Origin of the sequence: Halobacillus trueperi, from assembly GCF_003386945.1 — a bacterium.
In the GTDB taxonomy this organism is placed as follows: Bacteria; Bacillota; Bacilli; order Bacillales; family Halobacillaceae; genus Halobacillus; species Halobacillus aidingensis.
The window spans coordinates 20,812-35,397 of sequence record NZ_QUAE01000018.1; the positions used below are offsets into that span (position 1 = coordinate 20,812).

16 protein-coding genes are annotated in these 14,586 nt (G+C 43.6%); 7 read left to right on the plus strand and 9 right to left on the minus strand.

Translation table 11 applies throughout. The features are described 5' to 3' along the window. The first annotated feature begins 494 nt into the window (after nt 1-494). Complete coding sequence (locus DYE48_RS16375) at nt 495-1,409, plus strand: zinc dependent phospholipase C family protein (protein WP_167449537.1); 915 nt, start codon at nt 495-497, stop codon at nt 1,407-1,409. Between the two features lies 1 nt (nt 1,410). Here DYE48_RS16375 and DYE48_RS16380 read toward each other — a convergent pair whose 3' ends face one another. After that, on the minus strand, nt 1,411-2,706 hold the full coding sequence (locus DYE48_RS16380) for an MFS transporter (protein ID WP_115824579.1): 1,296 nt from the start codon (nt 2,704-2,706) through the stop codon (nt 1,411-1,413). A gap of 102 nt (nt 2,707-2,808) precedes the next feature. Between DYE48_RS16380 and DYE48_RS16385 the strand changes: the two genes are divergently transcribed. Continuing rightward, the gene (locus DYE48_RS16385) at nt 2,809-3,429 is read left to right on the plus strand and encodes an NAD(P)-dependent oxidoreductase (RefSeq protein ID WP_115824580.1); all 621 of its coding nucleotides are present in this window, start codon (nt 2,809-2,811) and stop codon (nt 3,427-3,429) included. Between the two features lie 38 nt (nt 3,430-3,467). Here the strand turns inward: DYE48_RS16385 and DYE48_RS16390 are convergent, their stop codons facing one another. The 3 genes from DYE48_RS16390 to wrbA form a co-directional block, all read right to left on the minus strand. Beyond that, complete coding sequence (locus DYE48_RS16390) at nt 3,468-4,310, minus strand: M15 family metallopeptidase (protein ID WP_115824581.1); 843 nt, start codon at nt 4,308-4,310, stop codon at nt 3,468-3,470. A gap of 168 nt (nt 4,311-4,478) precedes the next feature. Then, nucleotides 4,479-4,721, minus strand: a complete 243-nt coding sequence (locus tag DYE48_RS16395) for an IDEAL domain-containing protein (RefSeq protein WP_089653208.1) — start codon at nt 4,719-4,721, stop codon at nt 4,479-4,481. A gap of 372 nt (nt 4,722-5,093) precedes the next feature. Further along, the gene (gene wrbA / locus DYE48_RS16400) at nt 5,094-5,699 is read right to left on the minus strand and encodes an NAD(P)H:quinone oxidoreductase (protein ID WP_115824582.1); all 606 of its coding nucleotides are present in this window, start codon (nt 5,697-5,699) and stop codon (nt 5,094-5,096) included. 298 nt (nt 5,700-5,997) lie between these two features. On the opposite strand from wrbA, the gene DYE48_RS16405 reads away from it, so the two are divergent. Further along, a complete protein-coding gene (locus DYE48_RS16405) occupies nt 5,998-6,876 on the plus strand; it encodes a cation diffusion facilitator family transporter (protein ID WP_115824583.1) in 879 nt (292 codons plus the stop codon). A 46-nt stretch (nt 6,877-6,922) separates the two neighbouring features. Here DYE48_RS16405 and DYE48_RS16410 read toward each other — a convergent pair whose 3' ends face one another. The 4 genes from DYE48_RS16410 to DYE48_RS16420 all read right to left on the minus strand — a co-directional run bounded on the left by DYE48_RS16410 (nt 6,923) and on the right by DYE48_RS16420 (nt 9,074). Then, a complete protein-coding gene (locus tag DYE48_RS16410; RefSeq protein WP_115824584.1) occupies nt 6,923-7,456 on the minus strand; it encodes a GNAT family N-acetyltransferase in 534 nt (177 codons plus the stop codon). A gap of 85 nt (nt 7,457-7,541) precedes the next feature. Further along, the gene (locus DYE48_RS21250) at nt 7,542-7,985 is read right to left on the minus strand and encodes a hypothetical protein (protein WP_167449534.1); all 444 of its coding nucleotides are present in this window, start codon (nt 7,983-7,985) and stop codon (nt 7,542-7,544) included. Between the two features lie 61 nt (nt 7,986-8,046). Further along, nucleotides 8,047-8,340, minus strand: a complete 294-nt coding sequence (locus tag DYE48_RS16415; protein WP_115824585.1) for an AzlD domain-containing protein — start codon at nt 8,338-8,340, stop codon at nt 8,047-8,049. Continuing rightward, the gene (locus DYE48_RS16420; RefSeq protein WP_115824586.1) at nt 8,337-9,074 is read right to left on the minus strand and encodes an AzlC family ABC transporter permease; all 738 of its coding nucleotides are present in this window, start codon (nt 9,072-9,074) and stop codon (nt 8,337-8,339) included. The genes DYE48_RS16415 and DYE48_RS16420 overlap by 4 nt, the downstream gene beginning before the upstream one ends. Nucleotides 9,075-9,494: 420 nt before the next feature. Here DYE48_RS16420 and nhaC point away from each other — a divergent pair, with 420 nt between their 5' ends. Both nhaC and DYE48_RS16430 read left to right on the plus strand, forming a co-directional pair. Next, a complete protein-coding gene (nhaC, locus tag DYE48_RS16425) occupies nt 9,495-10,901 on the plus strand; it encodes a Na+/H+ antiporter NhaC (RefSeq protein WP_115824587.1) in 1,407 nt (468 codons plus the stop codon). A gap of 205 nt (nt 10,902-11,106) precedes the next feature. Continuing rightward, nucleotides 11,107-11,940, plus strand: coding sequence for an MBL fold metallo-hydrolase (locus tag DYE48_RS16430; RefSeq protein ID WP_115824617.1), 834 nt, complete (start codon nt 11,107-11,109; stop codon nt 11,938-11,940). Between the two features lie 16 nt (nt 11,941-11,956). On the opposite strand, the gene DYE48_RS16435 is transcribed toward DYE48_RS16430, so the two are convergent. Next, nucleotides 11,957-12,736, minus strand: a complete 780-nt coding sequence (locus tag DYE48_RS16435; RefSeq protein WP_115824588.1) for a cobalamin-binding protein — start codon at nt 12,734-12,736, stop codon at nt 11,957-11,959. Between the two features lie 91 nt (nt 12,737-12,827). On the opposite strand from DYE48_RS16435, the gene DYE48_RS16440 reads away from it, so the two are divergent. Both DYE48_RS16440 and DYE48_RS16445 read left to right on the plus strand, forming a co-directional pair. Further along, complete coding sequence (locus tag DYE48_RS16440; RefSeq protein ID WP_244157213.1) at nt 12,828-13,664, plus strand: alpha/beta fold hydrolase; 837 nt, start codon at nt 12,828-12,830, stop codon at nt 13,662-13,664. 18 nt (nt 13,665-13,682) lie between these two features. After that, nucleotides 13,683-14,534, plus strand: coding sequence for a hypothetical protein (locus tag DYE48_RS16445; protein WP_089653197.1), 852 nt, complete (start codon nt 13,683-13,685; stop codon nt 14,532-14,534). Nucleotides 14,535-14,586: the final 52 nt, after the last annotated feature.

Below are 14,586 nucleotides of genomic sequence, written 5' to 3' on the forward strand. Positions count from 1 at the left end.
GCTCGCTTTCCTGCGGGGATGACGGCAAGCCTCCTCGTGCTTCGCACTGCGGGGTCTCGCCAGCCAATCCATTCCCGCGGGAGTCTCACAGCTTCCCAACCACCCCATTTTCTATGAGAGTAAAAACGAACCCCTCTACCCAGAATGAGTGTCTCCCCATCCCTGTCGTTATAGTAATAAAGCGCTCTGTACTAAATTTTCTATGTAGAATACAAAATCTTTAGTATTAAAACGCTATATTGTAATCCTCGCTATTTGTTAGAGTGGTTTCGAGATGCATATTTGGCAAGTGGCGGAGGGGAATGGCGAGACTCCTGCGGGAAAAGAGTGCTAGGTGAGACCCCACAGGACGCAGTCCGAGGAGGCTCAACGCGCTCCCGCGGAAAGCGAGTCATTCCCCGCAGCCCCATCCACTCAACAAAAGTCTCGAAATCGAGTCTTCACGAATACTGCCATTTAGTGGAACAACACTTTATAAAGAATGGAGAATGATGATGCCTAATATATGGACACATATACTGTTTGTGGATCATTTATGCGAGGAGCTTGATAGGAAAGACCTTTTAGAAACTTCCTCGGCACCTTTACATATGGGAGCCCAGGGTCCGGACCCGTTCTTTTATCATAATTTCCTGCCTTTTCTACCGGATAAAGAGGTAGCAGAAATCGGAATGCTGATGCATACAGAAAAATGCGGGCCCTTTTTGATGGATATGATTGAACGAGGAAAGTCAGAGAAAAACTTACTTCAAGCTTTTATCCTGGGCTTTGCGAGCCATCATATCCTTGACCGCCATACCCATCCCTACGTTCACTACCATGCAGGTTATGAAGATAATAAACACCAGGAACTAGAGGTACTTATAGATACAGTCATGCTTCATCGTGAGAGGAATTTGGAGACATGGAAAAACCCTGTCCATAAGAAAATAAAAATTGGAAAACAAATCCGTCCGATTTCTTCCTTTATGCATTCACTGCTTTCCCATCACTATCCTGAAATCACGACGAAACATAAGAAGAAAGTTATTCAAGAATCTTTTTTCCATATTCAAGCGGCTCAAAGGGTGTTGTATGATCCTTGGAAATGGAAGAATCAATGGTTCGGATCACTCGTCTCTTCTTTCTCCCATCAGCCAATCACTGAAAAAAGAGATTTTTTGAATGAGAGCCGTATGGAGTGGTATCATCCGGCAACGAATGAAAAGCGCGCCGAATCTTTTTTGGATTTATATGAACAGGCTAAGAATGAAGGTACCCTTCTTTTTCAGTATATCTTCGAGTATTGGAAAACAGGTTCCCCGGACGTATTGGATCACATTCAAGAAATCGTCGGAAACATTTCGTATGATACGGGGGAACCACTTGAAAAAATGCTGAACAACCAGTATAGTCATCCGATTGTGTAAACTACGAACGAATGATGGGCTCTTCATCAGATCGGGTGTAGGCCTGCGCCTGCTCCACCCCTTTATCTACATCAAGCACGTATAAAAGAATCATGCCAACGATAAAGAAGAACACGAGGGACAGAATTCCAAAACGGCTGGACCCTGTCAATTGTCCCACGATTGCAAAGGCAAACGGTCCAAAAATAGCAGCGAATTTTGAAGAGATGCCGTAAAAACCGAAAAACTCCGCATGACGGTCCCCCGGAACCATTCGTCCAAAAATAGAGCGGCTTAAGGCCTGAGCTCCCCCTTGTACGAAACCTACACACACAGCCAGGATGTAAAAATGAAGGGCCGAGGTCATAAAATACCCAAGAGCTACTATGACCAGGTAGATAGATAATGAAATCATGAGCGCACGTTTAGGAGTTATTTTGCCTGCCAGCCAACCAAAGAAAAATGTACACGGAATACCAACGAATTGAGTGATGAGTAAAGCCGTAATCAGTGAAGTGCTATCAATACCAATATCCCTTCCATAAATAGTGGCCATTTTTATAATCGTCGATATCCCGTCGTTATAAAGCCAAAATGCTAATAAGAAGATGAGGAGCTGCTTAAACTGTCTCAGTTCTTTCCATGTCCGACCAAGACGTTGAAAGCCGATGGCTACATAAGAGCGCTCCCTTTTTTGCTGCCTCTTCTTTTCCTCTACAACGTTTTTTATAAGAGGGATGGAAAAAACAAACCACCAAATACCGACAGATACGAAAGCAAGCTTCGTACCCATCAAGGTACTCGGCAGCCCGAACCATTCATACTTCATAATCATCAGCAAGTTGATGGCCAAGAGAACCCCGCCACCGACATACCCTAATGTGAAGCCGGCTGCAGAAACCCGGTCTATATCTTCCTCTTTGGCCACTTCAGGTAAAAAGGCATCATAAAATACATTCGCACCTGAAAAGCCAATGGTCCCCACAATCAATAGTATAGAAGCAAAGATGTAATCCCCTTCTCCTACAAAGGCAAGCAAGACGCTGGCAATCATGCCCATATAGGCAAAAAACATCAAAAATCTTTTCTTCGCTGCCGAATAATCACTGATTGCACCAAGAATGGGAGCAAGGATCGCAACGATTAAGACGGCAATGGATTGGGAATATCCCCAATAGCTTGCAGCTAAAGATTCTTGAACACCTTTAGCTGCTACATCATAATAGAATACAGGTAAAACAGCAGCCATGATGGTCGTCGCAAAAGCTGAATTGGCAAAATCATAGAGCATCCAGCTCCGAACGGGTTTCTTTTTCATGGTCATATCTCCCATCTACATTCTTTTGAGACAAGCATAGCAAAGGATTTTCACATTTTTACGTAACCATAAGTAAACTTTACAAATCTTTGAGGTGATTTAATGAAACTTGCATTATTCGGTGGAACAGGAAGAGTAGGATCTGAAATAGTACGATTAGCTCTAGATGATGAGGTGGAAGTAAAAACACTCGTTCGTGATGAAAAACGGGCGATGGAAGTTATTCCTGGAGCGGAGTTCGTTATTGGCGATGCGAAAAATGAAGAAGACGTAAAAAAGACGATTGCCAACTGTGATGCGGTCATAAGTGCCTTGAACACAGATAAGACGGATACTCTATCTAAGAGTGTACCCTTGATAATAAAAGCGATGGAAGAAGAAGGAATCACGAGAATCGTCACGATCGGGACTGCAGGCATTTTGAACAGCAGAAATGAAGATGGAAAATACCGTTATCAGACTAATGAATCTAAACGAAAAAAGACGTTCGCAGCTGAAGAACATGTCAAAGTATATGAAGCTTTAAAGGAAAGTAATCTGAATTGGACCATCATCTGTCCGACTTACCTGCCTGATGGAGAAAGATATGGCAATATCCGGTCCGAGCGTGATTTGCTTCCGGAAGAAGGCAAAAAAATCACCGTGGAAGACACAGCATTCTTCGCCTATCAGGAATTACACAAGAATGCATTTTTATATCACCGCGTTGGAATCTGTTATTAATAAAGCCATTTCTCTCTTGTTGGAGAAATGGCTTTTTTTCATTCATCTGAAGGGTAAAGGCCGAAAAACTCTTCTAACGTTACGGCCTGTTCATGAACATCTGTAGAGATGTCTTTTCCTACATACCTCAAATGCCAAGGTTCATACATGTAACCGGTAATCTCTTTAGCCCCTTCCCTATAACGAATGATAAACCCGTATTCATGCGCATGATCCGCAAGCCATTCTCCCTCATTGGTTTCACCAAAGGATTGCTCCAGTTTGAATGCCACCTGAGCAGAAGTGACATCCATGGCTAATCCTGTCTGGTGCTCACTTGTACCAGGTTGTGCTGAGAATGTATCTGTTTCTTCCTTGCCATAAACTTCTACATTTCTTTCGTAAATCCTTTTTTGGCGGTCATAGGAACGATAGCCGGAAGCAGCTACTAAATCAATTCCATCTTGTTCAGCCGCGACAAAAAGCTCTTCTAAAGCACGAGCTGCTTCTTGTCGCATCTGTTTTTTCGGGTGGTCTTCTGTAAAAGAAAAAGGCACATTTGGAACCGTCAAATCTTCAGGCACATAGTCACCCGGTAATTTCCTGTTTTTGTTGACGACCACCTGCAAACTCTCGGGTTCTCCTACTTGGATCGTTCCATCTTCCAAGACTTTATCTTTTTCTGTTTTCTCAGAAGCTGTATCTTTTCCTTCTTCAGCCGTTGTTTGCGCTGTGTCTTCAGAAGAAGAGGATTGATCCTCCTCAGCAGGGGTTTGGTCCTGTTCTTTTTGGGAAGAAGCAGGAACATCTTCTTCTTTTGACTCTTGATTGTCCCCTGATGACGCGAGGGAACAAGCGGTCAAGCCGATACTTAAAGCTGTAAGAATCCATAATTTTTTCAATTGTATTACCTTCCTAGTCTATGATGGTACCCTTACTATAACATTCACAGGAAGATGTTGTATATCTGATCCCTTTCATAAAGCTGTTTTCCTAAAACTTCGTTCATTTACTTCATTCATAACCTAAAACTTCACAAAAAAAACCGCTGCATCAGCAACGGTTCTATCTTATTCCCATGTAAAGGGTTGATATTGAAAACTTAAACGTTCAAATTCATCGCGGTCATCGTTATCAATGGCCTGGTTGATTTCCTTATCCAGACGTTCTTTATTAAACTGATAACTTAGTTGATCTAAAAGCAGACGTGAGGCTAACTGTATTCCAAAGGACAACTCTCTCTTTGCCGTAATCTCTTTCCCTTTGTACTCGGGGTGGCGACGGATAACATAATCAATCTTTTGCTTTCTCATGAGACTACCCCCTTCATGCTTTTTTTCATTATGCAGGATATAATAGAATTTCGCAACAAGTTTTCTGAATATTTAGTATTATGATTCCCAAATTTAAAAAATTTAAACCTTTCAGACCTATTGCTAGAGGGATTCATCATGATTTACTGTCACAAAATAGTTACTAAATCCCTAAGAGATTTCTGCGAACATCTCTATTTTCTCGAAAAAAATAGGATTCGCTCACCCCTCCTTGTCACATTTAGAAGAAAGAAAAGCAATGATCAACATTTTTCCATAAAACTCACAAAACGCCCCTCATTCTCCAAACTTCCAAAATAAAGTAAAAAAAGAGTATGAAACTCAAAAAGTTTCATACTCTTCCCTCTATAATTAATTGATGAATTTACTTGCTACATCTATTGTACGTTTCACTTGATGACGTACGCCACCTTCGACTTCTTCTTTCATATTTCCTTCTCCATCTACACTCACACTCGTACCATAAGGGTTTCCTCCTGAAGCAAATACCGCATCATCTGTGTATCCTGGCGCTGCAATGATGGCGCCCCAGTGGAACATCGTAGTGTAAAAGTTCAACAGTGTTGCTTCTTGGCCACCGTGCACGTTTTGAGCAGATGTCATCGCACTGACAACCTTGTTCACAAGTTTCCCTTGGAACCATAGTCCGCCTGCCTGATCCATAAATTGTTTCACTTGGCCCGGAACGTTACCAAAACGGGTAGGCACACTGAAAATAACAGCGTCAGCCCAATCAAGATCGTCGATTGTTGCTTCTGGAACCACGTCTTTGGTTGCTAAGTAATGCTCTTTCCATGCAGGGTTCTGTTCGATTGCTTCCATAGGAGCTAACTCTGGGACACGTACTAATTTCACATCTGCCCCTTCTTGTTTAGCTGCATCTTCCGCCCATTGCGCCATTTGATAGTTCGTACCTGTAGAACTGTAATAAATGACCGCTAATTTTACGTTTGCCACTATAATCTCTCCTTTTACATACTATTGGAATCCAAGAATGCCTGTTTATTGTTTCCTAAGATATGATCAGGATTCACAAATAGTATATACCCGCAAGAATTAAAACTCAAACTCGAGACTCTTAAATTCGAGATACTTTATAAAACCTTTACAAATTCTATATAATAGTTCAAATAGAGCTATTTTGCGCGAAGGCAATTAACATGAACATGGAAAGCTTTTTTTCTCTAGACCCACTGAACTTCTATTTGGTAAGCTATATCAAGCCTTGAATTGACCGATCTGGAGGTAAAAATCCATGAATGAATATGCAAAATTAAAAAAAGGGGAACGAGGGGCCTGGGTTAGTATTATTGCATACCTTGTTCTTGCTACTACAAAATTAATCATTGCCTCCGCAGGAAACTCTGAAGCGCTCCGTGCGGATGGGTTAAACAATACGACCGATGTCATTGCATCTGTGGCTGTCTTGATCGGGCTTAAGATTTCAAGGAAACCACCGGATGAAGATCATCACTATGGACATTTCCGCGCTGAAACGATCGCTTCTCTCATTGCGGCCTTCATTATGATGACTGTCGGCATTGAAGTGATTATCGGTACGGTTCAGGATATTATCCAGCAAAAAGCAAGTGAACCTTCCATGCTTACGGCTTGGACAGCTTTAGCAGCTGCCTTAATCATGTATGGTGTGTATCGCTACAATTTGAATTTATCAAAAAAAGTGGATAGTAATGCCTTATATGCCGCTGCTCAAGATAATCGATCAGATGCTTTAGTAAGTGTCGGTGCAAGCATCGGTATCTTTGGTTCCCAGTTCGGGGTGTTCTGGTTGGATCCTCTTGCTGGGTTGATTGTTGGCCTCATCATTTGTAAAACGGCTTGGGACATTTTTGTCGATGCTACCCACAGCCTTACGGATGGTTATGATGAAGAAGGAATTGAACACATCCGTGAGAGCATATCCGATCACCCTGATGTTTGGGCTGTGAAAGATGTCAAGGCACGGATGCAGGGAAATAAAACGCTTGTCGAAGCCACCATTCATGTCAACCCTGACATTACCGTGCAAGAAGGTCATGACATCACCGATGAGGTGGAAGAGCGATTAGAAAAAGAGAAAAATATTGGTTATGCCCACATCCATATCGAACCATATGAAGAAGAAAAGACGTAAAAAAACCTGCCGAAAATGGCAGGTTTTTTAAGAATATCTTTATAGTTTATGCTAAACGATCGGTTAACCTTTTTAACTCACTCCAACCATAAGCCGTTTCCTCATAGGTTCCTTGACCGATTGTGACTCTTTCCGCCTCTACTGGATCTGCTCCATATTTTATGTAAAATTGGCTGGAAGGATTATTGGTCAGCACCCATACAAGAAGGGATTGGTACCCCGCTTCAAGCATCCCATTTGAGAATACCCGGAGCATTTCTTTCCCATATCCTTTTCCCTGATACTCATCCAGCAAGTATATGGCATAAATTTCTCCGTCAAATCCATAATTCTTCGTCCTCTCTTTTCCACCAGAAACAAAGCCGACAACTTCACCATGATCATTTTCAATAACATAGGCAATCTGACCATTCACAGGAGTTCTAAGCACCGTTTCCCAAAGCGCAATACGGTGCTCAACCGTCGTATTGCTTAAATCCCTTTCATCAATCAAGTCTTTATATGTTGATTTCCAACTCTTCACATGAATTTCCGCAATCGTTTCAGCATCCTCAAAGCGGGCAGCTCTTACTTCAGGCATATGGAGATCGTCCCTTCTTCCTCTAATTAATTCTTATTGTAACAAAAAGATGATGCCAAGAGTGACATCACCTTTTATTTGAGGTTTATCTACATTGGAAACTAGAAATTTGTCGTGTATCAAAGCCTGTATAAACCCACTGACGACGGCGACGCTGCCAACGGTAACCAGCTACAGAAGTGCGGCCGATGAATGTCGGATAAAACCAGAACGAGCGGCCGTTAACAAGCGTGATCCATGTGTATCGATAGAGGCAGCCATATAATGACCCTGGATCAACAGCAAATAGAGAAGCCCCTTGTGAACTAGGCGGTTGATCCGGTGGTGGTGGAAGCTGAATGCCAGGTCCACCTGGTCCACCCGGTCCACCTGGTCCACCACCAAATGGCGGCTGCCCCTGCCCTCCTCCAAAAGGCGGCCCACCTGGAGGCGGTCCAGGGGGTGGTTGACCCGGGCCGAATTGCCCTCCCTGTCCGGGCGTCGGAAATCCGAAGACCTGCCCGAAAGGAAACCCAAATTGTCGGTGCATAACGATCAATTCCTTTCTCGGAAGTATCCCTATACGATATGCACCTTCTGGGCAGGTGTGATTATAATGTCATCAAGAATACAGATAAAATGGCTCCAAGTACCACGAAGATAATGTGGATATTCAACCATGCAAGGAAAATCCCCACCAATCCTGCGATCACACCGATTTGCGGTGCGTCGGGTTTGACTGACATGATCCCTGGAAAAATCAATGCTCCGAGAGCAGCATAAGGAATGGCATTGAGCCATCGGTCCACCCATTTGGGGAAAGTGACAAAACCTACGATGAACGCGGGTAAGAACCTCGGAACAGCTGTAACGACCGCCATACCGATAATCATCCAAATCATCATTCCGCTACCTCCTCATCTTCAAGAATCCAAATCCCACTGAAGCCTGCAAGAACGGTACCTGCAACGATGGCCCAGCCTTGACTCATTCCCCAGAATTGACAAATAAAATTGATCAACATCGCGAGCACAGCAATACCTGCGATTTTGAAATCCTTTTTCACAGAAGGGATCAAGAGTCCAATGAACATCGCATATAAGGCAACGCCCATACTGTCATTTAACCTCGCTGGCATGACATCCCCTAATACACCACCTAGATAGGAGCCTCCCACCCATGATAAATAAGCGGTTAGGATTAAAGAAGCATAAAACAGGCTGCCATATTTCTCTTTTGCTTCGTCCTTATACAGAGCGGACATCGTGAATGTCTCATCCGTCAAACCTAAAGTAAGAGGGAGTTTTGCTCTTAGGGCCATCCCTTTTAAACGATTAACGAAAGATAGACTCATGACAAAATGCCTGAAATTCAGAACAAATGTAGCGATAATAATTTCAATTATTCCTGTCCCCGTCGCCACCATGCCTACCGCTAGAAATTGAGCAGCTCCAGCAAATACAAGAACGCTCATTAATGTAAGCTCGAGATTCGTCATGCCTGTCCGGCTCGCTAATACACCATAAGTTAAAGCGATTGGTAAATATCCCAGCATGATCGGAAAACCCGCGATCATTCCTCTTTTGATCATATGTAAGCGAGTAGAAGAAGCCGTTGTGGAAATGGCTTGTGACTCCATCCTTCCTCCCCCTGTCCATCCAAATTTCCACTATTATACACAACAGAAGAAACAATTTGAAGCATCGTTTTGTAAAAAAATTCGTTGACAACCCATGGAAAGTATTCTATGATGAACACACATTACTTCACTGCTTAAAAGCGTTTAAGTGAAAAAGAATAGATCGTATCATGAATTCCGAAGTAGATGGTTCGAGAGCAGCAGACAGAGACCAAGTGGTTGGTGTAAACTTGGGCATCCTCCCATCGAATTACAGAATTTCAGACCAAGTGATACACCAACAGAGTGGGTAAAGAAATTTACCAACAAGGGTGGTACCGCGGAGTGAAAGCTTCGTCCCTGTTTTTAAGGGGCGGGGCTTTTATTTTTATAAACACGCCCTAGGGAGTAAAGAATAATAAAACTTGAGGGGGAATTCATATGCTTCACCTGCAGCCAAAAAAGCTACCAGGCATCATTGAATCAACATTACTACTACTCGTAACCATTGGAATCATCAGTTATTTTATAATTGAAGTTCAAACCGTTCCACACATCCCGATTCTGATCGGAATCCTCATTATGATTGCCTATGGGTCTTTGAAAAAAATGAGCTTCAAAGATCTGCAGTACGGGATGACTCAAGGAGCACAGACAGGAATGGGAGCTGTCCTTCTATTTTTTGTCATTGGGGTCCTAATTGCGAGCTGGATGGCCAGCGGAACCATTCCTGTCTTAATGAATGCAGGCTTTCTTCTAGCTGGAGGCCCGTGGTTTTTAGCGATTGTTTTTGCAGTAACAGCCATTGTGGGTGTTGCCTTAGGCAGCTCATTCACAACAGCAGCGACGGTTGGGGTAGCGCTCATCGGGGTTGCTCAATCGATGGATATATCCTTAGCCATGACTGCAGGGGCCATCGTATCCGGGGCATTCTTTGGTGACAAAATGTCCCCCCTATCCGATACGACCAACCTGGCTTCAACGGTTGTTAAAGTCGATTTGTTTGACCACATTAAAAATATGGCATGGACAACGATTCCTGCTTTTGTGATTACCTTTATCCTGTTCATGATTCTTTCTCCAGACGGAAGACCGGATGTGGAGCAATTGAACACGTTCCAAACCGGTCTTAGGGAAACAGGCTTGATGCACTGGAGCTCCTGGATTCCATTAGCTTTACTTGTAATCATGACTGTGACCAAACGCCCGGCTTTCCTATCTCTTGCCATCAGCAGTATTGCCGCCACATTGATCGCCGGTTTACGCGGTGTCATGGAATGGGGCACCCTTTTCGGGACATGGTTTGACGGCTTCCAAGGAAATTCCGGGAATGATATCGTCAACGACCTGTTGACCCGCGGTGGAATGAACGGCATGCTCTTCACCGTATCCCTAGTTATTCTCGCCCTTGCTCTTGGAGGACTGTTCTTTGTTACTGGGATCATTCCTTCTATTTTGACCCGCGTACAGGAATCACTAAAATCAGCTCGCTCCGCTACGCTGTCTACCGCGTTTACAGCGATTGGAATCAACATTGCCATCGGGGAACAATATTTGTCCATCTTGCTCACGGGAGAAGCTTACCAGGACATTTATGAAAAAGCGGGACTTGCAAGGAAGAACTTGTCCAGAACACTTGAAGACGCCGGAACCGTTATCAATCCACTTGTCCCTTGGAGTGTTTGTGGTGTCTTCTTATCCGGTGTGCTCGGTGTACCCGTTCTCGAATACTTGCCATTCGCTTTCTTCTGCTTATTGAGTCCACTACTCACGATACTATTTGGATTGACAGGGAAAACACTCACCCCAAAGCAAGCAAAGGTTCAGCCACTCGATAAAGCCAATTAACAGATAGAACCGTCTCTTTTCATAGAAGAGGCGGTCTTTTTTTGTTCCATTCTTCACTTTAAGCCTGGCACCTGAAATTCCCCTTCCGGAGCCTGACACTATCATGTACATAACGGCTCACTTCTGAACAAACAAAAGGACGGTGAATAAATCCCCTGCTCTGACTTACACTAAATAAAAACAATGGGAGATCGAGGTGATGGACATGGACCAAATGGAACATGAGGATCAGTCGAACGAGGAATATCATATGGGGCATGCAGAAGCTGAACAAGTGTTGGATGATATCGCCTTCTACCGCACGTTAATTGTCAATGTCATTTTCATTGGTAAGGAAGGAGCCGATGACTGGGTGCTCATTGATTGCGGTATTGGACACTATAGCAAACGGATCATGGAAGCAGCAGAAAAGAGATATGGGCGGACAAAACCGAAGGCCATTATTCTAACCCATGGTCATTTCGATCATGTCGGTTCAGCGAAACAACTGGCTGAAGAATGGAAGGTTCCTATATACATTCATCCAATGGAGATGGATTATGTCACAGATAAAAGAGATTACCCTGTAGGCGATGCAACCGTGGGGGGTGGTTTATTTTCGCTTTTATCACCTTTCTTCCCCACTCACCAAGCTGATTTGAGTAAATACATCCACCCGCTTCCAACCGATGGGACCATTCCTTTTCTTGAAGACTGGCGCTTCATCCACACACCAGGTCACACACCAGGACATATCGCTTTGTTTCGAGATAAGGACAAAACTCTCATTGCCGGAGATGCATTCATTACAGTCAAACAGGAATCAAGTATGGCTGTGTTTATTCAGCACCAGCACGTACACGGACCACCGGCATACTTTACTCATAATTGGAAGGAAGCGGAAAAGTCAGTCAAAGAACTCGCATCCCTTCAACCCGCGGTAGCCATCACAGGCCACGGTCTGCCGATGGAAGGAGAACTTCTTTCCAAACAATTGAACGAACTCGCCACGAATTTCAAAGAATTGGCGGTCCCGAAACATAAAGGAAAGCTTCACTAAACAGCAAGTGAGATCCTCACTTGCTGTCTTTGTGTTTAACAATTTCATAAATTTTCCTGAGACCTTCCAATAAACGTGGACTTGGTCGACAAAAGAGGGATTCTTCCAGAACATGAATACGATCATGCTTCACAGATTTAAGTTCAGACCACCCCGGCCTCTTCTTAATAAGCTCAGGATTCATTTTTTCCTCCTTCACCCCCACCCACACCATACAGATATGATCAGGATCACGTTTTTTCACTTCCTCCCAATCCGTTTGAAAGCTAGCGACCTCTTGATCGCGGAAGAGGTTGACCCCACCAGAAAGTTCACTGATTTCATTTAACCAGTTCAACTTCCCAGGTGTGAAGACCGGTTTCGGCCACCATTCCCAGTACAAAGAAGGCTTTTTTTCCATCTGTTTGGACCGATCTTTGAATCCATCGATTTCTCTCAGAAAAGCATCTGCATGTTGCTGCCCTATCTTTTCCACACCAATCGCCTTTCCTACACGACGAATATCTTCAGAAATCTCATATAACGTGTTCGGATTCAATATGATATAGGGCAGGCCGTATTCGTCCAACCCTTCAATGTTTTTTTCCATTCCAGGGACAGACAAGGATGCTAAAACAAGGTCCGGCTTCAAGGAAGCCACCTTTTCGATATCAATAGATAAATCAGGACCAAGCTTCGGAAGATGTTCCACTTCTTCAGGATAATCAGAATAATTATCGACACCAACCAACAGATGGGTCTGCCCAAGATTAGCGACAATTTCAGTATTGCTAGGACAAATCGACACAATTCTCATTCTTCAACCCCCTTTTTCAGAATCGTCTGATGTTTCATTTTCTTCCATTATAGCTTATATTGAATGTATGGAAAAACGAAGAAAGAAAGGGATGAACCCATTGACGACGACACTCCTCGATACATCCAAAGGAATAGTAGAGTTTACATATAAAGGGTCCGGCCCTCCTGTTTTGTTATTGAAAGGTGGACACTCCACAAGAGATACAGATTTATCTCACAGCAGCCTGATTTATGAAGGGTTTTCGTTACTCACGATTTCTCGCCCCGGCTACGATTACACCGAGCTTTCCACAGGTCGCACTCCTGAGGATTTTGCTGATACAATCGTCGAAGTACTCGACCATCTCCAACTTGAAAAAGTGAATGTCATCTCAATCTCGGCAGCTGGACCTACAGGGATCGCTCTAGCCGTTCATCACCCAGACCGCGTGGCCCGTTTGCTGCTTGAAGCGGCACTCCTAACTTCATGGGAAGGTGATGTAAAAAAAAGAGCTGCGCTTCTTTTCGGACCAGCAGAGAAATTCGTTTGGAGTAGTCTCCGAACCATGCTTAAATTCTTCCCTGATTTGGTGTTGAAACAATTGCTTGCTGATTTAACAACAGAGAATGTTGAAGATTACTTGGACAACCTTACCCCTAACGACCGCCGTTTCATTGTGGATATGCTGGCGACTTCCCAATCCGGAAAAGGGTTTATCACAGATCTTGATCACGAAACCCCGGATATAAACGGCCTCCAGGTGCCTGTTCTTGGCATGTATTCACAGAAAGATCGCAGTGTACCTTACACGAACGCTCTATTGTTGAAGTCTTCCGTACCTGATTGCGAAATTTTTGAAGTCGACTCTGATAGTCATTTGATTTGGATAGGTAAAGATGCTCACACCGTTTGGAAGAAACGCCTGGAGTTTTTAACTAATACTTAAACATTCGGAGGGATCATCATGGATGATGTCAAATGCAAACAAATGTTGGATCGTTTCCTTACGTTTTATGACCAAGCCTCCCAAACACCGCTGCACAAACGCTATGAGTTATGGACTGATCAATACGCTTTTCCCTACACCCCTCCCGGTTATCAACAAGGGCAGCTAGCAAAAGAAATGATTGAATACGCATGGAATAGATACGAACAAGTCTATGACAAAATTCAATATTTCGATATTGGCCCCTTAGAAGTGAATGGTTATGTGGAATCCATTAAACAAATTCTCCACTGTACGTCGCCCGTAAGAATGACCGTCATGTTTTTTGTTGGAACTTTTGAAACAGATCCATTCATTATGGAAAAGAACCAGCATTATACCCTTTGCTTTCCTGTCGAACTAACATCCAGCCGGACACGATTGATTCAAGAATTGACACGTGTCGTCCACTGCAGCCAATCAGGACTTGCTCCAAGTCATACACGAACATTAGGGCAGTTAATTTTCCAGGAAGGGATGGCGGCCCACACAACCGAAGAAGTTCTCGAAGAGAGTGGAATGATCGACTTCCCATTATGCTGGGAGCAGGAAAAATGCAGTCGCGAACCGAACCGTGTGATGATGAACATCCAACCGCACCTCCATCGCACCGATTATGAAGCCCTTTATTCGTTTACAAAAGGCACAGGTGCTTCTGGTTTTGAAAAAGAAGCCAATTACACCGGCTATCTGATTGTCGAACATTTATTAGAACAAGGCCGCCCACTCTATGACCTTGCCCGTATTCAGAATACTGAGGTGGATGCCATTGTAGAGCGGTCCCTATTCTCCTTGATGAATCAAGCTTATCTCACTCAGCCCCAGGAATGAATATTCCCAGTAGTTAGGAAAACTTTTTCCTCACAGGGCTTTCATTCTTTTT